The organism is Hyphomonas atlantica corrig., from assembly GCF_000682715.1.
Lineage (GTDB): Bacteria > Pseudomonadota > Alphaproteobacteria > Caulobacterales > Hyphomonadaceae > Hyphomonas > Hyphomonas atlantica.
The window spans coordinates 202139-226512 of the sequence record NZ_AWFH01000012.1; the positions used below are offsets into that span (position 1 = coordinate 202139).

The 24374-nt window shown below is 57.9% G+C and carries 26 protein-coding genes; 15 read left to right on the plus strand and 11 right to left on the minus strand.

Features of this window, described 5'->3' with window-relative positions; genetic code table 11:
• Positions 1–2: 2 nt before the first annotated feature.
• Positions 3–1184 (minus strand): vWA domain-containing protein, encoded by a 1182-nt coding sequence (locus tag HY36_RS08325; RefSeq protein ID WP_035551027.1) that lies wholly within the window; start codon positions 1182–1184, stop codon positions 3–5.
• Positions 1185–1326: 142 nt separating this feature from the next.
• On the opposite strand from HY36_RS08325, the gene HY36_RS08330 reads away from it, so the two are divergent.
• The 5 genes from HY36_RS08330 to HY36_RS08350 are packed head-to-tail and all read left to right on the plus strand — an operon-like array spanning position 1327 to position 4605.
• On the plus strand, positions 1327–1641 hold the full coding sequence (locus HY36_RS08330; RefSeq protein WP_035551029.1) for an ArsR/SmtB family transcription factor: 315 nt from the start codon (positions 1327–1329) through the stop codon (positions 1639–1641).
• Entirely contained in the window at positions 1634–2056 is a 423-nt protein-coding gene (locus HY36_RS08335; protein WP_035551032.1) for an SRPBCC family protein, read from the plus strand. Before HY36_RS08330 ends, HY36_RS08335 begins: the two co-directional genes overlap by 8 nt.
• A gap of 47 nt (positions 2057–2103) precedes the next feature.
• On the plus strand, positions 2104–2856 hold the full coding sequence (locus HY36_RS08340) for a hypothetical protein (protein ID WP_035551035.1): 753 nt from the start codon (positions 2104–2106) through the stop codon (positions 2854–2856).
• Between the two features lie 35 nt (positions 2857–2891).
• Positions 2892–3797: a mechanosensitive ion channel family protein gene (locus HY36_RS08345; protein WP_035551037.1), complete on the plus strand. Its 906-nt coding sequence runs from the start codon at positions 2892–2894 to the stop codon at positions 3795–3797.
• 55 nt (positions 3798–3852) lie between these two features.
• Complete coding sequence (locus HY36_RS08350) at positions 3853–4605, plus strand: DUF2270 domain-containing protein (protein WP_051602639.1); 753 nt, start codon at positions 3853–3855, stop codon at positions 4603–4605.
• 40 nt (positions 4606–4645) lie between these two features.
• Here the strand turns inward: HY36_RS08350 and HY36_RS18115 are convergent, their stop codons facing one another.
• Complete coding sequence (locus HY36_RS18115; protein WP_199285770.1) at positions 4646–5371, minus strand: helix-turn-helix transcriptional regulator; 726 nt, start codon at positions 5369–5371, stop codon at positions 4646–4648.
• Positions 5372–5470: 99 nt separating this feature from the next.
• Here HY36_RS18115 and HY36_RS08360 point away from each other — a divergent pair, with 99 nt between their 5' ends.
• Complete coding sequence (locus HY36_RS08360) at positions 5471–5827, plus strand: VOC family protein (RefSeq protein ID WP_035551044.1); 357 nt, start codon at positions 5471–5473, stop codon at positions 5825–5827.
• A 122-nt stretch (positions 5828–5949) separates the two neighbouring features.
• Here the strand turns inward: HY36_RS08360 and HY36_RS08365 are convergent, their stop codons facing one another.
• A complete protein-coding gene (locus HY36_RS08365) occupies positions 5950–6825 on the minus strand; it encodes an AAA family ATPase (protein WP_035551385.1) in 876 nt (291 codons plus the stop codon).
• Positions 6826–7219: 394 nt separating this feature from the next.
• On the opposite strand from HY36_RS08365, the gene HY36_RS08370 reads away from it, so the two are divergent.
• The 3 genes from HY36_RS08370 to HY36_RS08380 are packed head-to-tail and all read left to right on the plus strand — an operon-like array spanning position 7220 to position 8568.
• Positions 7220–7606, plus strand: a complete 387-nt coding sequence (locus HY36_RS08370; RefSeq protein WP_035551046.1) for a flagellar biosynthesis repressor FlbT — start codon at positions 7220–7222, stop codon at positions 7604–7606.
• Positions 7606–7911, plus strand: coding sequence for a hypothetical protein (locus HY36_RS08375; protein WP_162175969.1), 306 nt, complete (start codon positions 7606–7608; stop codon positions 7909–7911). The genes HY36_RS08370 and HY36_RS08375 overlap by 1 nt, the downstream gene beginning before the upstream one ends.
• A 9-nt stretch (positions 7912–7920) precedes the next feature.
• Entirely contained in the window at positions 7921–8568 is a 648-nt protein-coding gene (locus tag HY36_RS08380; RefSeq protein WP_035551051.1) for a MarC family protein, read from the plus strand.
• Between the two features lie 3 nt (positions 8569–8571).
• Here HY36_RS08380 and HY36_RS08385 read toward each other — a convergent pair whose 3' ends face one another.
• The gene (locus HY36_RS08385; RefSeq protein WP_035551053.1) at positions 8572–9870 is read right to left on the minus strand and encodes a hypothetical protein; all 1299 of its coding nucleotides are present in this window, start codon (positions 9868–9870) and stop codon (positions 8572–8574) included.
• 281 nt (positions 9871–10151) lie between these two features.
• Here HY36_RS08385 and dksA point away from each other — a divergent pair, with 281 nt between their 5' ends.
• Both dksA and HY36_RS08395 read left to right on the plus strand, forming a co-directional pair.
• Positions 10152–10568: an RNA polymerase-binding protein DksA gene (gene dksA / locus HY36_RS08390; protein WP_027837297.1), complete on the plus strand. Its 417-nt coding sequence runs from the start codon at positions 10152–10154 to the stop codon at positions 10566–10568.
• A gap of 240 nt (positions 10569–10808) precedes the next feature.
• Positions 10809–11978 (plus strand): FliM/FliN family flagellar motor switch protein, encoded by a 1170-nt coding sequence (locus HY36_RS08395; protein WP_081806106.1) that lies wholly within the window; start codon positions 10809–10811, stop codon positions 11976–11978.
• A 31-nt stretch (positions 11979–12009) separates the two neighbouring features.
• Here HY36_RS08395 and HY36_RS08400 read toward each other — a convergent pair whose 3' ends face one another.
• Positions 12010–13029, minus strand: a complete 1020-nt coding sequence (locus tag HY36_RS08400) for a TerC family protein (protein WP_241764173.1) — start codon at positions 13027–13029, stop codon at positions 12010–12012.
• A 169-nt stretch (positions 13030–13198) separates the two neighbouring features.
• On the minus strand, positions 13199–15088 hold the full coding sequence (locus tag HY36_RS08405) for a DUF885 domain-containing protein (protein WP_035551391.1): 1890 nt from the start codon (positions 15086–15088) through the stop codon (positions 13199–13201).
• 198 nt (positions 15089–15286) lie between these two features.
• On the opposite strand from HY36_RS08405, the gene HY36_RS08410 reads away from it, so the two are divergent.
• Positions 15287–17875 carry a response regulator gene (locus tag HY36_RS08410; RefSeq protein WP_081806107.1) on the plus strand — a complete coding sequence of 863 codons (2589 nt, stop codon included), beginning with the start codon at positions 15287–15289 and terminating at the stop codon, positions 17873–17875.
• Between the two features lie 3 nt (positions 17876–17878).
• Here HY36_RS08410 and HY36_RS08415 read toward each other — a convergent pair whose 3' ends face one another.
• Positions 17879–18607 carry an alpha/beta fold hydrolase gene (locus tag HY36_RS08415; protein WP_035551061.1) on the minus strand — a complete coding sequence of 243 codons (729 nt, stop codon included), beginning with the start codon at positions 18605–18607 and terminating at the stop codon, positions 17879–17881.
• Between the two features lie 78 nt (positions 18608–18685).
• Between HY36_RS08415 and HY36_RS08420 the strand changes: the two genes are divergently transcribed.
• Positions 18686–19303: a S24 family peptidase gene (locus HY36_RS08420; protein ID WP_035551063.1), complete on the plus strand. Its 618-nt coding sequence runs from the start codon at positions 18686–18688 to the stop codon at positions 19301–19303.
• A gap of 5 nt (positions 19304–19308) precedes the next feature.
• Here HY36_RS08420 and HY36_RS08425 read toward each other — a convergent pair whose 3' ends face one another.
• Both HY36_RS08425 and HY36_RS08430 read right to left on the minus strand, forming a co-directional pair.
• Entirely contained in the window at positions 19309–19848 is a 540-nt protein-coding gene (locus HY36_RS08425) for a VOC family protein (RefSeq protein WP_035551065.1), read from the minus strand.
• Positions 19849–19850: 2 nt separating this feature from the next.
• Positions 19851–20492 (minus strand): carboxymuconolactone decarboxylase family protein, encoded by a 642-nt coding sequence (locus tag HY36_RS08430; protein ID WP_035551068.1) that lies wholly within the window; start codon positions 20490–20492, stop codon positions 19851–19853.
• A 250-nt stretch (positions 20493–20742) separates the two neighbouring features.
• On the opposite strand from HY36_RS08430, the gene HY36_RS08435 reads away from it, so the two are divergent.
• Positions 20743–21651: a LysR family transcriptional regulator gene (locus HY36_RS08435; RefSeq protein ID WP_035551071.1), complete on the plus strand. Its 909-nt coding sequence runs from the start codon at positions 20743–20745 to the stop codon at positions 21649–21651.
• Between the two features lie 354 nt (positions 21652–22005).
• On the opposite strand, the gene HY36_RS08440 is transcribed toward HY36_RS08435, so the two are convergent.
• The gene (locus HY36_RS08440) at positions 22006–22470 is read right to left on the minus strand and encodes a Dps family protein (RefSeq protein WP_035551073.1); all 465 of its coding nucleotides are present in this window, start codon (positions 22468–22470) and stop codon (positions 22006–22008) included.
• A 104-nt stretch (positions 22471–22574) separates the two neighbouring features.
• Positions 22575–23786 carry a pyridoxal phosphate-dependent aminotransferase gene (locus tag HY36_RS08445; RefSeq protein ID WP_035551075.1) on the minus strand — a complete coding sequence of 404 codons (1212 nt, stop codon included), beginning with the start codon at positions 23784–23786 and terminating at the stop codon, positions 22575–22577.
• A gap of 243 nt (positions 23787–24029) precedes the next feature.
• On the opposite strand from HY36_RS08445, the gene HY36_RS08450 reads away from it, so the two are divergent.
• A complete protein-coding gene (locus HY36_RS08450; protein ID WP_035551078.1) occupies positions 24030–24341 on the plus strand; it encodes a hypothetical protein in 312 nt (103 codons plus the stop codon).
• Positions 24342–24374: the final 33 nt, after the last annotated feature.

Genomic DNA, 24374 nt, shown 5'->3' on the forward strand with positions numbered 1-24374 from the left:
CTTTAGCGGCTCAGTTCCTTCATCGCCTCGTCCAGGCCTTCCAGCGTCATCTCAAACATGCGATGTCCACCAATCAGCTCACGGATGAGTTTGATGGAGCCGGTATATTCCCACGCGCCTTCCTTGACCGGATTCAGCCAGACAAAGTTCGGGTAACGCTCAACAAAGCGCTGGATCCAGATGCCGCCGGCTTCCTCGTTCCAATGCTCGACGGAGCCGCCAGCATAGGTGATCTCATATGGGCTCATCGTGGCGTCGCCAACGACGATGACCTTGTAATCGGATGGAAACTTGTTCAATACGTCCCAGGTCGGGATGCGATTGTTCATGCGACGGCGATTGTCCTTCCACAGACCTTCATAAGGACAGTTGTGGAAGTAATAGTATTCGAGGTTCTTGATCTCGGACCGCGCAGCTGAGAACAATTCTTCCATTACGCGGACATAAGGGTCCATCGATCCGCCGACATCCAGCAACAAGAGCACGGAGACCGTGTTGCGTTTCTCCGGGCGCATTTCGATGTCGAGATACCCCTTGCGCGCCGTGTTGCGGATGGTCTGGTCCAGATCGAGTTCATCATCCGCGCCGGTGCGCGCCCATTTGCGCAGGCGCTTCATGGCGATCTTGATGTTGCGTGTACCGAGCTCAACCGAGTCGTCGTAATTCTTGAATTCGCGCTTGTCCCAGACTTTCACCGCGCGGCGATGGCGGGATTTTTCCTGCCCGATGCGCACGCCTTCCGGGTTGTAGCCGTTGGCGCCGAAGGGCGATGTGCCGCCCGTGCCGATCCATTTGTTTCCGCCCTCATGGCGCTTCTTCTGTTCTTCGAGCCGCTGTTTCAGCGTCTCCATCAACTTTTCGAAGCCGCCCATCGCTTCGATCTCGTCCATCTCTTCCTTGGTCAGGAATTTCTCGGTCATCTTGCGCAGCCATTCTTCCGGCAAATCCTGCACGTCTACCGCGTCGGCGAGCGTATCGAGCCCCTTGAAGACGTGGCTGAACACCTGGTCGAACTTGTCGATGTTGCGCTCGTCCTTCACCAGGGCCGCGCGGGAGAGGTAGTAGAAATCCTCCACCTCCATATTGATGACCTGCTTGTCCATCGCCTCCATCAGCAGGAGGTATTCCTTCAGCGTGACAGGCACTTTTGCTTCGCGCAGCTCATTGAAGAAGTTCAGGAACATGGGGCGGTCTCTTCGATTGGGTTCTCTTGAAAGATAGCGTCGCCGGGCCGCCCTGTCCAAGATGACGCTGGGAAAAGCAAAAGGCTGCTTGACATGAAACCTTTTGGTTTCCTATTAAAAGGGAAACCAAGAGGTTTCCTTTATGACTGATCCAGACGTATTCCGCGCGATTGCTGACCCCACTCGCCGCCAGATCATGGCCTTGCTCGCCGGCGGCGATTTGCGCGTGTCTGACATTGCCAGCCGGTTCGACATGAGCCGACCAGCGGTTTCCAAACATCTGGCCCTGCTTGAATCGGCCCAGCTGATCCGCGTTGAGCGCCAGGGCAGGGAAGCCATTAATTGTCTCAATCCCGACGGACTGAAGCCTGTTGCGGAATGGCTGACCTTCTTCAGCCAGTTCTGGGACGACAAACTTCTCAAACTGAAACAGGCCGTGGAGGGATCCGATGACTGACGCCACTCTTACCAAAACCATATTCATCAACGCTGCGCCGGAACGGGTCTGGACCTATCTTGTCGAGCCGGAAAAGCTGGCGCGATGGTTCCACGAGGCAGATTCGGACCTCAGCGCAGGCACTGACTATGCGCTGCTGCGCGAAAACCCGGACAAGCCCGACCCGAAGATGATTTGGGGCAAGGTTCTGGTGTCGGAGCCGCCTCATCGCCTGCGTTACACATTTACGCATGCGTTCCTGAATGGACATGAAACCATTGTGGACTGGACGCTGGAATCCGCATTTGGCGGCACACGACTGACACTGGTGCATTCCGGATTTGAGACGTTCGACGGTGATGTGTTCGACATGCTGACAAGTCACGACAAGGGCTGGGACCAGCATTTCGTTCGGCTGCGCACGGTGGCTTCCTGAGCGGCTTACTCATGCCCGGTTCAGCTGCTTCTTGCTAACCGGGCAGCATGAAATCCCTTCTGACCAGTTTGCTGTTCAGCATTGCCGCGTTCGGTTTGGACGCTGCACATGCGTTCGAACATCCGGCGTGCGGCACCGCTGATGAGGCGGCGTGCATGCTGGACGCGATCTGGTCGGCGGCTGAGCACTTGCCCGCAGAAAAGCAGAACCGGTTGAAGGCGCCGTTTCTGGAAACCGTGGCGAAGAGTGGCGACACGCTGTTGCTGCAGCACTGGCAGGCGCGGCTTGGCGCAGATCTGAGACGTGAGAAGGCCGTCGAACCCTATGCGAGGAAAAAGGCCAAGGCGGCTTTGTCGCGGGGGAATTGGACAGCATTTTTGCGCGATGCACGGGCAGGGGCGCAGCCCTTCAATATTGGCCGTCCTGAGATCATGGCAGAGGGCGCGCGTCTGGCACCGGACGCTCCAACCCGACGGCGCGTGGTTGATGCGATGTTCGAATTGGCCGGGCGTCCAATTGCAGCAAGCGGACTGGACCGGTCGTTTGAACAGGCCGATTTCGGTCATTCCCTCGCAGAACTGGCGATGGAGGCATGTGACTTGAGCAGTTTTGACCGTGCCATTGCGCTCACCGCTGATCCGGAGTCTCTACGCTATGCGCTGTGGCGGCGGCGGATTACCGGGCAGGCCGGAGCGCTGGCTGGGCGCATCCGGGCGGACGCGAATTCCGACGACACGCACCATGTTCGTCTTGCCCTCGACGGCTATGGACCCGTCCTCAAGCTCGGTTACTGCAATTGATGGGAACCTGAACCGGGTTCGCGCGTTACACGCGGATGGAGTTTACGCCCATTGAAGACCTGAAGACCGAAGTCGAAAACATGGCTTCAGCCTTCTTCAAGAGCCTGCCCAATCTCACCATTGCGCTGGTCATCCTGATTGTGACCCTGATTGCGGGCCGGATTATCCGGGCGATTGTCTCGACGGCCATGCATCGCGCGCGGGTTCGGGACGCATTGGTGACACTGGCGCAAAACCTGATTTCCATCGCGGCCTGGATTGTCGGCGTGGCGATTGCAATGACGGTGATTTTCCCGTCCGTGTCGCCCTCTGACATTATTGCCGGTCTCGGCCTGACATCTGTCGCGATCGGCTTTGCGTTCAAGGACGTGTTCGAGAATTTCCTTGCAGGCGTTATAATCCTTGGCCGCGAGAAGCTTCGGATCGGTGACGTGATCGAATGCGAAGAGGTCTATGGCCGGGTCGAGAGCATTTTGATCCGCGAGACCCATGTGCGGGAAACCGACGGTGAGCTTGTCATCGTGCCGAATTCATACCTGTTCAAGAATCCGGTCAATATTGAAACCGACCGCACCCTGAAGCGACAGGAACTCGTGGTCGGCGTCGATTATGATACCGACATGCGCAAGGCCAAGTCGGTACTTCAGGAGGCGCTGGCAAGCTGTGAGTCGGTCGAGCAGTCTGAAACCATGGACGTTCAATGTGTCTCGTTCGGTGGCTCGTCCATCGATTTCAAACTGCTCTGGTGGTCTGGCAGCCGTCCGGCGGATCAGCGCGCGACCTATGATGAAGTCGCCTTTGCTGTGAAGGATGCGCTGGACGACGCAGGTATCACCATTCCATTCCCGCAATCCACGCTGTCCTTCCGGAAGGAAGCTGTCCCGATCCCGTTGCAGGCACGGATGGTCAAGGACCGCGAAGAGGTCGGCGAAAACAGCTGAGCCCGCGCCCGATTGCCCCTTGGCGAGGCGGAGATTCGCGCCGTAGAATGCCCGTATGAGCGATTTGGAATTTACCGAAGATCCTGATGGCGATCCGCCTGAAGCCATTGTGGGCAGCAAGGAGGTTGGCGCGCTGGCCCACCTCTATCGTGCGGAAGTTTATCGCTCGACCATTTGGCGACAACGTCTGGACCAGACGACGAACTGGGCTGTGATCTCGACCGGGATCGGCTTGTCAGTGTCGTTTGCCAGTGATCGCGCATCTCCCTTTCCCATCGTGCTGGTCGGTGCGTTGTGCATTATGTTCCTGATACTGGAAGCGCGTCGCTATCGATTTTTCTATGTCTGGCGGTTCCGGGCGCGCGTGCTGGAGATTGCATTTTACGTCCCCATGCTGCGCGGGAAAGGCGCCCGGATACCGCTCGACCGAGGCACCGCCCTGTCGGACGATTATGAAAAGCCGCAATACCGAATATCCATGGCGCGCGCCATTGGGCGGCGGTTGCGCCGGAATTATGGCTGGATTTTCGCCATTCAGGGCGCGGCCTATTTTGCCAAGATTGCGATCCATCCAACCGATGTGCTGACTCTGGGAGAGTTTGTCCGACGTGCTCATATTGGGCCGATCCCGGGCCTGGTTTCGATCATCTGCGGCCTGCTGTTCCATGCCGCCTGGATGACATTGGCCTGGAAAACCTGGTTCGATGAACGCCAGGACAACACCAAGATGGCCGACTTCCTGAAAAGCCGCGAAGACGTCAACCGGCGGCCCAAGGCGCAGCCGCTGGGCGACATCTCAAAGGATTGAGGTGCGTGTGACGTTGCCAATCGGTAGTCGCCCAAGCCAGTCAGTCATTCCAAATGAGCGACAATTGAAAAGTACTCTTAGGCAACAGGCTGAATACGTCACCGGTCCGTGAAGCGTTTAGTATGCGATCACATCGAAAAGTGCGGGGCTCGTTTCGTAGATGATCAAATGAGACGACATACCAGACCGGATATTTTAGCAGGAGGTAGTGCGGATCAATCCGTCGCCGCGATACCGCGCCATCCTCGCTCTTGTAGTCGATTTCCAGTGTTTCCAAATCCATAAATGCCTGATGCAAGGATTGAACAATCCGTTTTGGGGGAGCGGTGACACTGGCCTGCACATATGTCGAGGCCGTAGCGCCTACCAGAATTCGGGCTCTTAATCGGTCAACAGATTCACGTTTGGTTGGCGAGAATGACGCTACGAGTTGACGGCGAACCGAGTCGAGATTGGCCAGAAACAGAGGCGATTTCATTTGCTCCGCAACGGCAATGCTGATGAGAAGGTCAACAGCCTCGGAGTAATCAAGATTCAGGCGGCCGACGCCCCAGTTTCGATTGAGGCGTACGCCACCACCCCGCCCGCGATCGGCATCAATCTGCATTCCCTGGTCCCGCATGAGCGCCAGATCCCGGGTGATGGTGCGTTCGCTGACGCCGTGCTGACGGGCGAGGTCTTTGACCGTGCGGTGGGAGTCCTGTTTCAGTTCAACCGCGAGCAATTCTATCCTGCGCAATCTGACTGAGGTATTTGCTCTGGGCATCAAAGAAATACGACACAAAATGTCGCATTTTTCAATAAGCAACTCTCACCACACACCTCAACGCACGCGCTAGCTAAATGGCGTATTGGAGATTGCATCATGAAAATGAACTACTTCGTCGTCGGAACAAATGACATGCCCGCTGCTGTCCGATTCTACAAAGCGCTGTTTGAGCGGCAGGGTCTCAATCAGGTTGCTCCGTCCGACCGCATGACTTATTGGGTGGAGCAGGATTTTGCATTTGCCGTGGCGCGCCCATTCAACGAACAGCCAGCGACTTTCGGGAACGGCACTATGGTGGGATTCTGCGTCGGAACCGTTGAGGAGGTCAGGCGCATTCACGCCTTAGCCATTGAGCATGGCGGTACGTGCGAGGGGGCACCTGGGCAACGGGGCCCTAAATATTCTGCTTATGTCAGAGATCTCGATGGCAACAAGATTTGCTTGTCTGACTAAGCCGAGCACGACGAAGGCCGTGCGATAAAATTCTGACCGAATTCCATCCACAATGGCCCAATTCAGGATGATCGCATCTGTTCATCTCGGATTGGGGGTAATTGCATCTTGATGGTGCGGATTTAACCCGCCGGGCCTCTGCGGCCGCCGCCATTGCCGTCGCCGCGGCGGGCGAGGAAGGCGAGGCGCTCGAACAGGGCGACATCCTGTTCGTTTTTCAGGAGTGCGCCATGCAGGGGCGGGGTGAGGCGGTCCGGATCCTGTTCCTTGAGGGTCTCTAGATCGATGTCCTCATTCATCAGGAGCTTCAGCCAGTCGAGTAGCTCAGACGTGGACGGCTTCTTCTTCACACCCGGCAGTTCGCGCATGGCGTAGAAGGTCGTCAGCGCGTCCTTGACCAGCTTGTTCTTGATATCCGGGAAGTGGACATCGACGATCTCTTTCATCGTCTCTTCGTCCGGGAACTTGATGAAGTGGAAGAAGCAGCGGCGCAGGAAGGCGTCCGGCAGTTCCTTTTCATTGTTCGATGTGATGATCACGATCGGACGTTGCTTCGCCTTGATGGTCTGGTCGGTCTCGTAGACATAGAACTCCATCCGGTCGAGCTCTTGCAGGAGGTCGTTCGGGAATTCGATGTCGGCCTTGTCGATCTCGTCAATCAGCAGAATTGGGCGCTTTTCAGCGGTGAACGCTTCCCACAGCTTGCCCTTCTTGATGTAGTTCGCCACGTCCTTCGCGCGCTCTTCACCCATCTGGCCGTCGCGCAGCCGGGAGACCGCATCATATTCGTAAAGGCCCTGGCTGGCTTTCGTTGTAGATTTGATGTGCCACTCGATCAGTTCTGCGCCGAGCGCTTTGGCCACTTCAACGGCGAGGACGGTTTTACCGGTGCCGGGTTCACCCTTGATCAGGAGCGGACGCTCCAAAGCGATTGCCGCGTTGACTGCCACTTTCAAATCATCGGTGGCGACATAATCCTGGGTGCCTTCAAAACGCATGAATTCTTCCTCATCTGGGTCTGACCCAACAATAGTGTGGCGGGCCTGAGGAGCAAGCGCTGACGTGGCGAAAGGGCAGCTGTCGCGCTGCAGCATTGAATTCATTTTTGCGCAGGGAGGCTCTGTGGTAAAAGGAAGTCAGCCATGCGTACCGCCGCAGTGCCTCAAGCTTCAGATGAGTGCCGCGCTGGATTTGGTTAGGTCGTCCCCTGAGGACCGTGACGGACCAAACCCCTCGCAGGCCTGTTGATCCTACGCATTCGGGAACCGGGCGCATGGTGCCTTTATGGTATGCAATTGATTGCAGATTTTTGACAGACTTACGCAATCGCAATCAAGCGTTAACGCCTTTCTGCAAATTTTATCAAAATCTGCAGGAGTGGAATCAGACACTATGCCATTGAAGCTGTCCCTCAAACCGGGCGAAACATTCGTGGTGAACGGCGCGGTTGTCAGAAATGGCGACCGGCGCGGCGTACTTCTGCTCGAAACGCGCGCCCGAGTGCTGCGCGAGAAGGATATTCTGAGACCTACCGAAGCGACCACGCAGGCGGGGCGCGCCTATTTCGCGATCATGCAGATGTACCTGCTCGGCGAAGTCGATGGTCCGCCATATGCGCAGGCAGCTGAAGCCATCGCAGGGTTGCTCGCCGTCTGCGAAAGCGATGAAGACCGTGAAAATGTTCTGGAAATTTCGGCCGATGTTGCCAGTTCCAATCTATATCGCGCGCTGAGCCGGTGCAGAAAGCTGATGGCCGCTGACGCGCGAGGACCGGAATGATGGCGAAACCAATGCGCATGGACCCTCTCCCTGATCCGAAGGCTGTCTCACTAGATGAGGCAATCTCCCTGTTGGAGGCCGGGAAGGGTGAAGGCTTGTTGGTGGATCTCGGACACGGCCGCACAGCCACAGCAGATGGCCATCGTGGTGAGGAAGGCTTGCTGCAGCGTCTGCGCGGCCATCGCATGATGATGTCCCTGGCCTCTGGCGGCGCCGACCTGTCCCGGTTCGCGGGCATGGGAGATGCAGTCATTGTTGCGCCGCTCGTGCAGGAAATCCTCGACGCAGCGGACCAAAAAGATTAGGTCGCGCGCATGAGCGCCGAACTGATCTCTCTTTTTACCGCATCCTTTGTCACCTTTTTCGTCCTGATCGACGCCTTGGGCGTCGCGCCCGTGTTTGCGACGCTGACGGCGAGTGGTGATGCCGCCTATCGTCGCCGCATGGCGATCAAGTCGATTATTGTCGCCACGATTATCATTTATGGGTTTGCGTTTGGCGGCTCCTGGCTACTCGGCGCAATGCACATCTCGATTGATGCGTTCCGGGCTGCCGGCGGCATCCTGCTGTTCATGATCGCGCTCGACATGGTGTTCGAGAAACGGACGGAACGTCGCGAAAACCGCGTTGAAGAGCATATCGACAGCCACGCAGCAGACCCCGAGCCGGATGATGTATCCGTGTTCCCGCTTGGCATTCCAATGGTAGCCGGGCCAGGTACGATCGCCACGGCCATGTTCTACATGTCTGACAAGTCCGACTGGATCGAGAAGGGGATTGTCCTGTCTGCGATCGGCCTGAACCTTGCGCTGACGCTTCTGATCTTCCTGGCTGCGGGGCCACTGGTCAGACTTATGGGGGCAAGTGTTGCGGGCGCGCTGACGCGGATCCTGGGCGTCATTCTTGCGGCCTTGTCCGTTCAGCTTCTGATCGATGGCATTCGCGGCGCATTCAATCTCTAGCGATCAGATTCCTGTCGGCTCGATACGCTTTTTCGGAAGGCGGACATTCCGGCGGAACGTTGCGATCATCACATAGAGCAGGGCCAGCCCAGACGCAGTAAGGCCCATGACCTGAAACATCAGGTCGCGGGTCCACTTGATTCCGGTGTCGGCAATGCGCAGGGCGTCTTCGCCATTCTGCTTCACCAGAGCAACAGAGCGGTCACCGCCAGCCTCGGCCAGCAGGCGCGCGCGACGCAGATCCGCTTCGTCTTTCAAATGCTCGATCAAAGTGATGGCTGCGGGCGTGCTCGTCAGCATGCCGATCCGGTCAATCTGGACGAGGTCTGCCTCGAGTTGCTGCAGGCCCGCCGGATCGATGGCGTTCATATAGGCGTCGCGCACCCGATCAACACGCACGCTGGTTGTGGCCAGTTCGTCGAAAGCGTCTTCCAGGGCAGGGCGGAGTACCGAGTCGGGAATCGCATCGTTCAGCCGGTTGCGCATATAGGTCGTGAATTCCGGGGTCATTCGCCGGGCGCGCCGGGCGGACTTCAGGATGGACGCCGCCCGGACGTTCCCGTCGCCCACGCCATCCGCGCTCTCGGCACCGATGAGGCCGATGGCCGTCACTTTCAGCGTAATCGGATCAACCCGGTCGCCCTTTACCCAGCGCTCTGAGTTGTTGGCAAGGTCCGCGAACGTGCCGAGCAGGATGAAGCGCCGGTCGGCCGAGCGGGCGCTCGCCGCAAGGGTCACCTCGGTTTCGGCTTCCTCGCCCAGGTCCGACGTGTCTGCCGTTTCAGCGTCCGTGTCCGGGTTCGTCGCTTCCGCTTCATCTGTTTCGTCCAGAGCGGTCGATGCGGATGCAAATGTCTTGCGGCCAGCGGCAGCTTCTGCCTCTTCGAATTTCAGGCCGATATCGAGCGGAAGCTTGCGCAAGGCGGCAGCGGCCAGGCGATCATCCGCGCGGTCCATCTTCACCCCGTCTGAATCTGCCTGAAGCTCCCGCACAGATTCACGGTCAAGCATTTCGGGCGCAGCCAGCAGGAAACCACGCGCTGCGGAAACGTCCATATCGGTCAGTTCGCGTTCGACGATGTCGTGCCAGAATTTGTATTTGTCGCCGCCGCTGCGCGGAGAGATGGAGGCAAAGGACTCGTCCATGTTGCGGCGGGTCTGGTCGATGGCTTCGATGGTGGGTGTGTCGGAGAACCCTTCGCCGGAGAATGCCATTGAGAGGCTCTGCGCGGCGATGACAGGCATGAGGACCAGCAGCGAGTTGAAGACAACTGCCTGCATCCAGCCGGACGTCTTATCCATAGTTTTCCGGCGTCGGGCCATGTACGCTGAAACCAATGCATCCGTAGTGTTTGGGACAGATTTCATTCAGCGCATCGTCGCGAGAAAGATCAAGGGCTGGCCTGTAAATTGCACCGAATTTCTCGGAATACGACGCCGTCGATTGGTAACAATCTCATGAAGATTACATGATTTTGCCTCAATTGACTGAAAACATTGGCAAAAATTACTCAGCGGCAGGAATTGCAGAGAATCACTAGGCGGTCTATATCCGCCCCCAAACAGAGTAAGGTGAATAAGCGATGAGTGTTGACCTATCGGACGACTATCGCCCCTCGGACGACGAGGAGTTCATGAACGAGCGCCAGCTCGCCTACTTCCGTCGGCTTCTGGAAAACTGGAAGGCTGACATTCTTGATGGCGCAAAGCAGACGATCAACAATCTGCAGGGTGAGTCAGGATCCTTGCCGGACATCGTGGATCGCGCGTCTGCCGAAAGCGACAAGGCGCTTGAGCTGCGCACGAGGGACCGACAGCGCAAGCTGATCTCCAAGATCGACTCGGCGCTGCGCCGCATCGATGATGGATCTTACGGCTATTGCGAAGTGACGGGTGAGCCGATTGGTCTGCGTCGCCTGGAAGCGCGCCCGACCGCCACGCTCAGCCTTGAGGCGCAGGAGCGCCATGAGCGCAAAGAGCGCACGCTGCGAGACGACTAACTCAATTCCAGTTCGGAATAAAACAACGGCGGTAATCCGGCATCGGATTACCGCCGTTTTCTTTCGCCCAATCTACCCAACGCTTCGGCGGTTATGCTTGGTGCCTCATGCGATGAAGGCATAATGGCATGAAGGTCCAAACGATGTCTTACAGCATCGTAATCAAGGCCTTAACGCCAGCTCGTGATACTTAACGTGAAGTGCGCCTGCATTAATCCCAACGGAGACCAGGGTAGAATCATGGCTGACGATGAGCGGACGAAAGAGGAAATTCCTAACCAGTCGTTAACCGTATCTGGCGCAAAACGGTCAGGAACCCAAGAACCGGCCGACCGCTCCATGAAGACCGACTTGCCTCTTGCTGCTGATGATGGATGGGACATGTCACCTCGACGTGAGTCCGACATCATGTTGGACATGCCAACAACGTTCGAGCCGATCACGCCCGATCGTCCGTTGCCGACGTCGCGCGGTGTTCTGAGCGCGGCGGAAATCGAAGCGTTGCTGCGGCCCAATCTGGATGACATGCCGGAGCCTGAACCCGAGCCGGAGCAGGTGGAAGACGTACAGGTTTGCGACCTCGCCTTGCCGCCAGCGCAACCGACCGATGTGACCGACGAGGCACGCCGGATGGCGTCTCGCCTGAGTCTCGCCCTGCGTGATGGATGTGGCCTGAAGGCCGCCGCTCTGGCGCGCGCGAGTGCACGGGGCAGTTTCGACCAGGGTCTTCAGACAGATTGCGCAGGTACGGGATCAGCGATCGCCTGCTTCACCGCGCCCGGCGGAGAGATTGCCGCGATGCTGGTGATCAGCGCGCCGCTGGCGAATGCCTTGATCGAAACGGCGTGCGGTGGACACCCATCCCAGCAGAAGGCGCGCATGTTGACGCCGATGGATGCGGCGCTGCTGGAAGGGCTGGTTCGGCCATTGGGCGCGGCCTTGGCGTCGTCGCTGAAATTCTCCCGTATCGAGACGGATCCGGAATTTGCGTCCGCGCTGGCCGGGCCGGGGCAGACCACGATTCTTGACCTCGATGTACGCGTGAATGACGCAAAGATGCCAGCGCGTCTGATCATGGCGGAGGACGACCTGTTCGATGGCGCGAGTGAACCGGCGCCTGTCCGGTCTCGCCAGATGGCTTTGAGTGCGCCTGCAGGTGTACCAGCAGCAGCGGGGGCAGGGGCGATGACAGCCGTTCTGACCGCGCGTATCGCATCGCTCAGCGTCCCACTCTCGCGTCTTGCAGACCTCAAGCCAGGCTCGACCCTGCTGCTTGGCCTGCCATCAGACCAGCCTGTCGAATTGCTGACTGGTGGCCGCGACGGCGCTGTGGTTGCAGAGGGCCAGATCGGACGCAAGGGCAACAGGATGGCCCTGCGCATCAGCAGACGGACGGCCCTGCTGCGCTAGTCGGCAACAGGGCGTCCAGTAGTGCCGTTCCTTACAGTCTGAAGCCTGTGAAGATCGGCGGCTTCCTATCCATTTCATCGTCAACCGCAGCGACAACGGATTCGGATTCTCCGTGGGCTTGGAGTTCCGCTTCGCGCTGCCGCCAGAGACGCTTCTGGTAGTTGGTCGAGATGATGTCGGTGACCACCAGTACGAAGATGACGAGGTAGAAGCTCGATTTGCTCATGGCTTCGATGGTGAAGGTGAACAGTTTCATATGAGCCAGATGGGCGCCTTCAGTGACCAGCAGGACCCCGACCAGGAACAGGATGAAGAGGCCGAGAACTTCGTACATCCGGTTCTTCTTGAGGAACTCAGCGACCGCGTCCGCCATGAGTGCCATCACGATACCGGATACGATAATCGCGATCGCCATCAGCCAGACTTGATAATCCTTGCCGGGACGACAGCCGACAGCGCCTTCGATGGGCGTGCTGATCAGGGCGGACTTGCAATCCGTCACGGTGCCCTTGAACGTGTCGATCACCTCGCCGCTGGCCGATACAATGTTTGCGACTTCGACGTTTGCAATCGCCATCGCGGAAAGGATGGAGTCGAATGAGAAGACGAGGTTCATTGCCACGATCAGCGTGATGGCCTGCATGACCGATTTGGCCTTGCCGCCTTCGCTGTGCTCAATGTGGTCGACCGTCAGCAGGTGGGTGATTTCCTTGATCGCGGTGTAGATGATGAACGCGCCGCCCGCGAGCGTGATGAGGCTCTGGAAGGTAAACTCGCCTTCAAAGAACCCGGTCAGATGAAATCCGAACAGCGGCTCGGCCAATGCATCGAACAGAGCGACGATGATGAAGAGCAGGATGATCCTGAAAGCGACCGCGAGGCCGATGCCCCATTGGCGAACCATCGGCGCTTTCTCTTCGCCAACGCGTTTTGATTCGATGGAAATGTAGAGCAGGTTGTCGAAGCCGAGCACGGCCTGCAGCATCAACAACATCAACAGCGTAAACAGGCCCGATACGGAGAAGACCTCCGTCATGATTTCACCCAGCATCCCCAAATCTCCTGATGGCAAATTGGTCCAGTCCCCTGATAGGGACGGTCAAACGTTCAGATCAAGTTACGTCGCCTGACTTTATCAGTTCCCAAGAAAGCGCCGCGCAGCGTATTCGCCATTCCCGCCAAATGCGGAAAGTCTGCAAAGGGCTGCGCGGCGTTTCGGATCAGGCTTCCTGTTTGGAAGCGACCCAGGTTTTCACATTCTCTTCCAGAATGCTGAGCGGAACCGGGCCATCCTTCAGCACAACATCGTGGAACTCTGCGATGTCGAATGCATCACCAAGTTCGGCTCTGGCTGCTTCCCGAAGCTCCAGGATCTTGATCATGCCGATCTTGTAGGCTGTCGCCTGACCCGGCATCACGATGTAGCGCTCAATGGCTTTCTTCGCGTCGCCTTCGGGGTTCGGCGTATTGTCGAGAAGATACTGGATTGCCTGTTCACGGGTCCATTTCTTGTCGTGAATTCCGGTGTCGACGACGAGACGGGCAGCGCGCCAGATCTCCATGGCGAGGCGGCCGAAATCATCATACGGGTCGGAATAATAGCCCATTTCCTTCGGCAAGTATTCCGAGTACAGGCCCCAGCCCTCGGAGAAGGCGGTGTAGCCGCCATACTTCCGGAAGCTCGGAATGCCTTCCAGTTCCTGCGCGATGGCAATCTGCATGTGGTGGCCCGGAATGCCCTCATGGAAGGCAAGTGCCTGCAATTGATAGGTCGGCATATCCTGCATGCGGTAGAGGTTTGCATAGTAGGTGCCGGGCCGGCTGCCATCCGGGGCAGGGCGGGAATAGAAGGCCTTGCCTGCGGACTTTTGGCGGAACGGCTCAACCGCTTTCACGATCATGTCGGCTTTCGGGAATGTGTTGAACACACTCGGCAGGTCCTCTTTCATCAGCTCGATCTGATGACGTGCCTCGGACAAGTAAGCCTCACGACCTTCTTCCGTGTTCGGCAGGTAGAATTGCTCGTCAGTCCGCATGAATTCAAAGAATTCTTTGAGCGTGCCTTCGTATCCGACCTGCGCCATGATTCCGCGCATTTCGCCGTGAATGCGCGCCACTTCGTCGAGACCCAGCTGATGAATTTCAGCTGCGCTCATGCCTGTCGTGGTCATTTGGTTCAGGCGCATCGCGTAATAGGCGTCGCCGTCTGGCAGCTTCCACGCGCCATCATCTGTCGTGGCGGTTTCGGCGTGGGCCTCCATGACCGTGATCACATTCTCATAGGCTGGGCCGACGGATGATGTCAGCGCCGCAACTGCATCCGAAAGCAATGCGTCCGCCTGGCTTTGACCAATGGTTTCAGCCTCGACCAGTTTGGTGACCTTGCCGCGGAAATCCTTCATCAGCGGGCTGTCTTCGCTGCCATCGGAAACGTCCGACGTGAACGGGTATCCTGTTATGACGCCTTTGGAATCGTTCAGGACATAGGCGTAGGCGAAGGCCGGTGGCTTGATGCCAAGGCTCGCCGAATACTCCGCATTTTCAATGTGCTGATCGAGATAAGCTGAGATGCCTTCGAGCCGCGAAACATAGGCCTCCGCGTCTGACAGGCTGGTGACGCCATGCTGGTTGACCAGGAAAGCCGGAATGCTCGACTGCACACCCCGCATCTGATCGAACGTGTAGCTGTGATGGCGGAATGGGAAGGCCGCTTCCGCCTGCGCGAGTTCATATTCCGCAAGTCGCCAGGACAGTTTGGCCTGATCGTCCAGCAGGTCGTAGTCGAACAGGGTTTTCATCTCTTCCATGTCGGCGCGCTGGATTTCCATTTCGCGCACGGCATTTTCGTCAGAGACGTCGTTCCATTTGTCATAATCGGTCTTCACGCCCAGATAGGTCTGGTACATCGGATTGCGCGAAAGCGTGGCCTGGAACTTGTCTTCGAAGAACTGGTTCAGGCGGGCGCTTTCTGCAGCAACGATTTCAGCGCGGTCCTGAATTGCCGGCGCTGGCGGCATCTCGGCAACTGGCGGCGGAAGCGTGTCGCTGGGCTCGCTCTGGCATGCGCCGAGCAGCAGGAGCGCTGCGATTGCTGTTGAAGTCCGTCTCATGAAAACCTCCGATTCCACTGTGATTTCTGCAATTTTCAACGTTCATCTTAACGTCTTTTCCCACTTCATTAACCTTTGTCGTGCCACATTTGGTAGACTAGGATTCCGTATGACTGAGTCGCCAGCGATGCTGGACGGAAATAGGCGTAAAGTGCTGGCGCGACCTTGGCGGCTGGCAGCAGGAGTGTAAAGCGACCGATGGATTTAAAAGTGCAGGCCAATGCTGCTCCCGTTGACGATCAGGATTCTGCCGCTGAACTGAGTGCGTTGTCTGAGCGTGGACGGCTGGACTGGATGCAATTGTCATTCTGGATCTGCCTGCTTGTGTCGATTGCCGCTGCGAGTGTAGCGCTTGCCTGGCCAAACGCATCGGGCGCGCCGGGACCGATCCTTCTGATCGCAATGGCGTCTGGTGGTCTGGTTTTCCTGTTGTGGAGTGTGCGCGGCGCCGGTCGGATGCTGGGCCTGTTTCCGGAGCGCGGCTCGATTGCTCGTGCAGCGCAGGCGGCGACTCCTCGTTATGGCTGGATCGAAGCGCTGGATGAATCTGTTCTGATTGCAGACCGCGGCGGCGCGCCAATGGCGGCGAATGGATCTTACCGCGAACTGACCGCGCTGGCTCTGATTGGTTCACAGGCCGAAGGTGCGCCTGTCACTGTCGACCGCCTGTTCGGGGCTAATCCCGGTCTGGCAGCGCCCGTTTATCGCCTCTCCAAGGACGCCAAAGTCGGCCATGCGCGCCGCGAAATCCTGCCACCGATCACGATTGGCCCTGAGCGCGTACCGGCGCAGTTCGAGATCACTGTTTCTCCGCTGCCACGTGACAAGGTTCTGTGGCGCATCCGCCCGATCGCAGGCGAGCGCGAAGCGACTGGTGCGGCCGACTTGAAGTCGCTTTATGTCGAAGACGCCCCAATGGGGTTCTTTGCCGCGCGCCCGGACGGTACGATTACCTACGCCAATGGCTGGCTGCGCGATATGCTCGGCCTGCCGGAAATGTCGAAGAACATCCGGATCGATGACATCATGCGTCCGGAATTTGTGAAGATGCTGTCGCGAGATCGCAAATCCGGCGTGCCGGGCCGGGTGGATATTCAGTTGCGCGGCCGCGATGGTGTCGAGCGTCCGGTTCAGGCGATCACGACTTGGTCTGGCAAGGGCGCCGAAGCGACCGGTCGTACAATCATCTTGGCCAGCCAACAGGTGATGAATACGGGCGAGGAAGGCTTCCGCCTATCGACCGCTTCGCGTCCGCCGCGCCCGGATGGCGACCCGATGTTTGATGACGCGCCTTTTGGTGCTGTGCGTCTGGAAGGCGGCAGCGTCGACAGCGCGATCATCATGGATGCCAACCGCTCCCTGATGGATTTGACCGAAGGCAAGGCTGCGCCGGGCGGAAAATTCTCTGACCTCTTCCTCGCCGAGGAAGGGCAGGAGGCGTTGAGTGGTCTCCTCGTTGATGCGATCGACAAGCCGATCAGCCTGAAGCTTGCCGGGCAGGAGCCAAAGCACGTCAACGTCTTCGTGGCGCTGGACGGCGCGGGTCGACCGTCGGTTGCATATGTCATGGATATTACAGAACAGCGCCAGCTGGAGATGCGTTTGGCGCATGGCGAGAAGATGCAGGCAATTGGCCAGCTTGCCGGCGGCGTGGCGCATGACTTCAACAATGTGCTTCAGGGTATCATCCTGAACAATGAGCAGCTGATGGTCCACCATCCGCTGGGCGACCCTTCCTATCCAAATTTGAAGTCGATCCACGAATTCTCGATCCGTGCGAAGGATCTTGTGAAGATGCTGCTCGCCTATGCGCGCCAGCAGACCTTCAAGCGCGAAGTCTTCGCGGTGACAGACTTCATGACCGAATTCTCCATTCTCCTGCGTCAATTGCTGGACGAGCGGATCGAACTGGACGTCAAGCATGGCCGCGATGTGCCATACGTCAAGGCTGACAAGAACCAGCTGGAAAACGCGCTGTTCAATCTTGCCACCAATGCGCGCGATGCGATGCTGAGCCACAAGAATGGCGGCAAGCTGACGATCCGTACGGCGCGGGCGACTGGCAAGGAAGCTCAGGAGAAGGGCTTCTCCTTCGTCAATGATGGCGACTACATGCTGATTGAAGTGGAAGATACCGGCCACGGCATGCCGAAGGATGTCATGGACAAGATCTTCCAACCCTTCTTCACCACGAAAGAAGCGGGCGTTGGGACGGGTCTTGGTCTTGCGACTGTGTACGGCATTATCAAGCAATCCGGCGGCTATATCTGCACCACCTCTGGCGTGGGCAAAGGCACGACCTTCCACATCTACCTGCCAGCGCTGGCCGCCGAAGAGATTCCAGAGCCAGTGGATATGGCGCAGGTCGAGCACGCCGCGAGCCAGCCAGTGGATATTTCCGGCCGTGGTCGCATCCTGTTGATCGAGGATGAAGACGGTGTTCGCGGCATTGCGGCCTCTCTGCTGCGCTCGAGCGGCTATGAGGTTGAGGAAGCCTGCGATGGCGAAGAGGCAATGGAGATTCTGGAAGACAATCCGGAAAGTTTCGACCTCGTTATCTCAGATGTCGTCATGCCGGGTAAGGATGGTCCGACGCTGATCCGCGAGGCCAAGGAGTTGCTTGGCCATGCACGTGTGATCTTCATCTCTGGCTATGCAGAGCGCGATATTGCCAAGCAGCTGGATGATGACCGGGCAGTTTCCTTCCTGCCGAAACCGTTTACTGTTCGTCAGTTGGCAGAGCGTGTGAAGCAGGAGCTTGGCAGCCCGAAAAAAGAGGCCGCCTGAAGTTCACGCCCAATGTGACTGGAGAAGGGTGGCGAATTCCGTCGCCCGCTCTGCACAGGCCCAGTGCCCCGCACCGGTCTCCACGTGAAGTGGGACATTCCATCGCTCTGAAAACCGTTTGGCAACGGAAAGGTCAACATAAGGATCAGTCTCGCCCCAGAAAAGCTGTCCGCGCTGTGGCAGATTTGCGAGGCCGTTGACCCAGTCATCTGAAAACCGCAGTCCGTCGGCTGAGCGGTAAAGATCGAGGATGCTCTGCCGCATGGTCTTGTCAATCAGAGGAACTTCTTTCTTCGCGAGGCTTTTCGGCATGCCGCCAGCGATCATGGCGGGAAGAAGCCGCTTCTTGTTCCGCATGCCCAGCATAACCAACTCCCCCAGGATTGGTGTAGCCCAGCGGCGGGCCATGGCATGTCCACGATATTCGGGATCGATCACCGCGTTGGTAACGCACCAGGTGCGCACAAGATCCGGCCGCAGAGAGACGGCCCGCAAGGTCAGCAAGGCGCCCCAGTCATGGCCAACGATATCTATGCCTCCGCCAATGTCTTCCATCTGGCCGACAAGCCAATCTGTATAAGCTTCTTTCGTGGCAGAGAACCCGGCCGGACGGGCGCACCCAAAACCGGGCAGGGCAGGCGCACGATAGTCGTTTTCACTGAGGTCCAGCACGGAAATCAACGGTTCCCACAAATGCGGCGTATCCGGCACGCCATGAATGAAAAGTTTCATGCCTGACTCCCAAGCTGACTTGACAATAGGTGGATATTCCTATTTAGCGAGCAAGGCAATAGTTGGGAAAATTATCCCATGAAACATCGTGACATCTGGCGAGGCATTGATGCCCTGGCCGCTCATCATGGATTGACCCCATCTGGTCTTGCGCGGCGGGCCGGGCTGGACCCGACGGCGTTTAATCCGTCGAAGCGGGAGGCGGCGGATGGTCGTCCGCGCTGGCCGTCTACGGAGAGTCTTGCGCGTGTGCTGGATTCAGTTGGCAGTCGGTTTGAGGATTTCGCGGCGCTGGTCGATGGGCGGCGCGGCGCGATTGCGCCCTTGATTGGCTTTGCGCAAGCCGGGCAGGATGGCTTTTTTGACGATGCAGGGTTTCCGGTTGGGGGCGGCTGGGAAGAGGTTCGCTTTCCGGGGCTTGAGACCGAGTCTGTATATGCGCTGGAGATCAGCGGAGATTCGATGGAGCCAGCCTACCGCGCAGGGGATCGGATCATCGTCTCGCCGGGCTCCGAGGTGAAAATTGGTGACCGGGTTGTGGCGAAAACGCTGGAAGGTGAAGTGATGGCCAAAATCCTTGCGCGGCGGAATTCGCGCGCGGTGGAGCTTGCCTCTCTGAACCCGGCCTATCCCACGCGCAGTTTCAAGCCGTCCGAGATCGCCTGGATCGCCCGTATCCTCTGGGCCAGTCAGTAGGCGATCTATCGGCTGTCTACCTTTTTCGCATTCCATAATTGCATGAAGGCAGGGGGCGGGGAGGGGGTGAACTCTGTTTCCGAAAGTGCGTCGAGCGCGCGCTGCCTGTCGGTCTCGGTGAACGTTCCTGTGGTCAGGCAAAATTCGACAGAGTTTCCGTTTGGGTCTCTGGTATAGATCGAATGGCACCAGTTATGGTCGATTTCGAATACGTCCAGACCGGCTGCGAGCCATTTCTGTTTCCAGTCTTTCAGCTCCTGTTTCGAGTCAACGGAAAAGGAATAATGGTTCGTGCCCGGCGGCAGTTTGGCGGCGGCGTTGATGTCATACACATAGTCTTCGCTGCCCTCTGTGTCATGAAGTTCCCAGAAGGCGATAAACCGGCTGTCATCGCCATCCATGCGGTAAAAGAAATGCTTGCCCCAGCCTCCGGTCATGATGGGAGCAACTTCAACCTTTACCAGCTCAAACCCCATGATGCCTTCATAGAATGCGTGCGTTGCTTTCATGTCTTTCGCGGCGAGGGCGAGATGATGATAGGCCATGTTCAGTTTCCTCCCTTGTCGACCATCGACATGACGTCCGTGTTCGCATCTTTTGGTGCGGCTATCTCAACAATACGCTCATCCACATCATCATACTCCAGCTTCAGTGCGCGGCTCATGATCGCGTGCATCATATAGGTGCAGGTGATGTAGGTGAGCTCGAGAATTTCCTCATCCGACAGCCCGGACTTCAGCGCATCGAACACGCCATCCGGAATGCGGCCGCGCTGCAGGACAAGTCCGTCCGTATAGGCGAGAACTGCGCGCTCCAGCGGGCTGAAGCAGGATGCCACCTGCCAATGAGGTATGGCGGCGATCTGGTCTTCGGTGAGGCCGACGTCGCGGCTGGCCTTGCAATGCTGGGAAAAGACAAACTGTGAGCCAACGGCAAAGCCTGCGCGGGTCTGTCCGAGTTCACGCAGTTTCGGATCCAGCTTCCGATTTTTTGACCGGTAAAACTGAAACCCTTCAGTTGTGTGCTTGAATGCATCCGGCACGATGTTGAAAACAGTCCACCAGTTACCGGGCGTTCCGGTCTCGGTTCCAGGCTCCGCAATCGGGTCCCGTTCGCCGAACAGGATGTCAAAAATCCGGTTTGCGAACGGATTTTCCGCTTCGCGCCCCGCCTGTTTCAGTCGTGGCATCTGATATTCCTCCCGATGAGGAGTGTATCACCCGGAAACTAGAAGAACAGGCATGGCAGTGGGGCGTCACGTTGGGGAACGTAGTGGCTTGGGTGCGAATTTGGACAGGATTCCACCAACACCACATCACAGAGAGAGCGTGGAACGGGCGCGCATCGCTTTGTTCAACCCGCCCTACAGTATGCGGGTGGGAGGGACTGCCGCATTCTCTGCTTGCCGTGGGGTCATTTAGGCGTCACAAACGCTCCCCATGGATTGGGGTAAACTGAAATCTTTCCACGCGGCGGCAGAAGCTGGCAGCCTGACCTCGGCAGGGGAACGGCTGGGCATATCGCAGTCGGCTGTCTCGCGCCAGATTGCGGCGCTGGAAGAGGCGCTTGGCGTGTCCCTGTTCCAGCGGCATGCGCGCGGTTTGGTGCTGACCGATAGCGGGCACACCCTGTTCCGTTCGACCATGGAAATGGCCACCGCCGCGCAATCGGCGAATACGCTGCTGAAGGACCAACAGGAAACCCCGCAGGGTGAACTGATCGTAGCCGCGCCAGTGGCTTTCGGGTCCACCTGGCTTGTGCCGCGCCTTGGCGGGTTCATGCGCAAGCATCCGGACATGAATCTGGACCTTCGTCTTGATGACAGCCGCGAATATGATTTGCTGAAGCTGGAGGCCGAATGCGCCATCCGCCTGTGGGCTGCGGACAAGGCAGACCTTATCCAGCGCAAGCTGGGCACAGTTGCGACGAACCTTTATGCCTCGCCGGAATACCTCAAAGCCTATGGCATGCCCCGCACGCCGCAGGATCTGGATAATCACCGCATCATCGCCTATGGCGACGAAACTTCCATGCTGGATGTGATGAGCTTTGCCTGCCGGGTCGGTCGCGATGACAGCCCGCCACGCCAGGCCGCGCTGAAGGTGAACAATGTGTTTGCCATGTTGCGCGCGGTGGATGCTGGTCTGGGGATTGCGGATGTGCCGGATTACATGGCCGGGACAATGCCGCGCCTTGTGAAAGTGTTGCCGGAAACGGTCGGCCCGATCTTCGATCTCTACTTCATCTATCCGAGTGATTTGCGCCGTTCCAAGCGGATTGCGGCGTTTCGGGATTTCATCACCGCAGAGACCGAAATCCTGCGTCGTCCTGCTATGCGTCAGAATTAGTCAGAAATGCGACATTCATGCATAATTGCATGAAAGCTTTGCTGTCTCGTAGGTTGAAAACAGGGCTGGAGTGTTTATTTAACACGCATGCCAAGGGTCCCGGGCATTAACCCAATCCTTCCTCCGATTGGGCGTTTCCTCCCCCCTACGGGACCCGATACTTTACAGCCCGGCGCGTTAACTCGCTGCCGGGCCTTTTTTTGCGCGCAGTCCGGGGTTGTTCCGGTGGGCTCTTGCTGACCCATTCATTACACAAATGAAAGAGTGCCGCGCCTCAGCGGGACCGTCAAGCCCATGAAACGCGGCACTTGTTGTGCAGTGCAATATACAGGATGCGCCAGAGGCGCGGATTCCCTAGAGATTGGCGCGCAGCATCCAGGCGGTCTTCTCCGAGATGGCGGCGCGCTGCGTCATCAGATCGGCCGTTACGGCGTCGCCATTATCTTCCGCGATTTTCAGGCCGGCTTTCGCTGCGCGGCTGACCGCTTCATGACCTTTAACCAGGTTTTCGACCATCGTGTCAGCATCCGGAATGCCATTGTCCGGCTTGATCGTAGCTGGTTCGACCATCTCGCTGGCAGAGGCTGGGGCAAAATGGCCGAGCGCGCGGATGCGTTCAGCGATTTCGTCCAGCGCCAGCCACAGCTCATTATATTGTGTCTCGAACATGGTGTGCAGGCTGTTGAAGCGTGGGCCGGTCACGTTCCAGTGGTAGCCGTGCGTCTTGGAGTACAATGCATATGTCTCCGCCAGCAGGACGCGCAGGGCGTCGGCGGATGTGTTTCGGGCGTCGTCGTTCAGACCGATGTCTACAGGCATGAGGGGCTCCTTTGTGCTCTCTTGTTCAGCACGTAAGAACGGGGAAAGTTCCATTCAAATCAATACGTGGAACACCCGATATAGAGCCCCTCTATACCATTGGTTTATGACAGGTTCGCACAGAAGCGCTGGATGCGGGTCAGGGCTTCCTGCAGTGCCTCTGTGGAGGTCGCGTAGGATACGCGGAATGCTGGGGAAAGGCCGAAAGCTTCACCGAAGACGATGGCGACTTTTTCCTGTTCGAGCAGTTCGGAAGCAAAATCCTTGTCACTCTCAATGACTTTTCCGGAAGGGCCGGTCTTGCCGATCACGCCCGCGCAGGACGGGTAGACATAGAAAGCGCCTTCTGGCGTCGCGCAGGTGATGCCCTCGGCAGCGTTGAGGCCAGCCACGACCATGTCGCGGCGCTGTTGGTAAACGGCGCGTCGTTCGGGCAAGAAGTCCTGCGGCCCGTTCAGCGCTTCGACCGCGGCCCACTGGCTGATGGAGCAGGGATTGGATGTGGTCTGGCTGATCACCTTGCGCATGGCTGTGATCAGCTTTTCCGGTCCGCCAGCATAGCCGATGCGCCAACCCGTCATGGCATAAGCCTTTGACACGCCATTCACGGTAAGCGTCCGCTCGAACAGTTTCGGTTCGACCTGCGCGATCGTGAAGTACTCAAAATCGTCATAGACGAGGTGCTCATACATGTCGTCGGTCAGCGTCCAGACATGCGGGTGGCGCAGCAGCACATCGGCCAGGCCGCGCAGCTCTTCCTTCGTATAGGCGGCGCCAGTCGGGTTGGACGGTGAGTTCAGCAACAGCCATTTGGTGTTCGGCGTGATTGCAGCTTCCAGCGCTTCCGGCGTCAGCTTGTAATTGGCGTTCGGTCCGCAGGCGACCGGCACGGGCGTGCCGCCTGCCATCAGCGCCATGTCGGGATAGGACACCCAATATGGCGCCGGGATGATGACTTCGTCGCCGGGATTTAGCGTCGCGACAAAGGCATTATAGATGACCGGCTTGCCGCCCGGCGCGATATGGATCTGGCTCGGCGTATAGGTCAGGCCATTCTCGCGCTGGAATTTGGCGCAGATTGCTTCTTTCAGTTCCGGAATTCCATCGGCGGGTGTGTACTTGGTTTTGCCATCGCGGATCGCCTGCATGGCGGCTTCCTTGATATTGTCCGGCGTATCGAAATCCGGCTCGCCCGCTCCGAGGCCAATCACATCATGTCCGGCCCGTTTCAGTTCATTCGCTTTTGTGGTGACGGCGATAGTGGCGGAAGGCTTTACGCGGTCCAGGGCTTCAGAAAGGCGAAGGGTTTCAGACATGAGTATTTCCTGTGCGTGTCATGCTCGGCTGGCGTTTGCGTCGGCTTAATCCTGCGGCTGGCGCGCGGCAAGAGCCGGGCAGGGGGAAAACCGCCGCAGCCGGGAAAATTCCTTTCCAATGCCTGAATCGAATGCGGTAAATTCATATGCCGGTCTAGGGCTGGATTTTAGCCATGTGTGAGACACTCCTCGTTCCTGAAACAAGCATGAAAGCGTTCCCAGGACGGGAATTTGCGGGGAGACATGAGCGTATCACTGGACATGAGTTTGCTGAATGCGATGCTCGACAAGATCGCGGAAGTGGCAAACGATATCATTCTGGACGTCACCGATTGGGTCGACCATCTCTCTGACATGGAGAAAGTCTTCTTCATGGCGGTGTTCATTGCGCTGTTGTTCTTCCTCATTCTCGTGAAGGCGGCGAACCGCAAGCATACGCCAAAGAAGGGGCGGTCCTTCGTATCGTCTATCGTGCTGGTTATGCTGTTCAGCTTCGGCGCGGGCTGGATGCTGGATTCCCGGTTTGCGCTTCATCACATGTTGAACTTCGGCTAAGGCTCGCATCCGGCGGAAAGCCGGACTATCTGT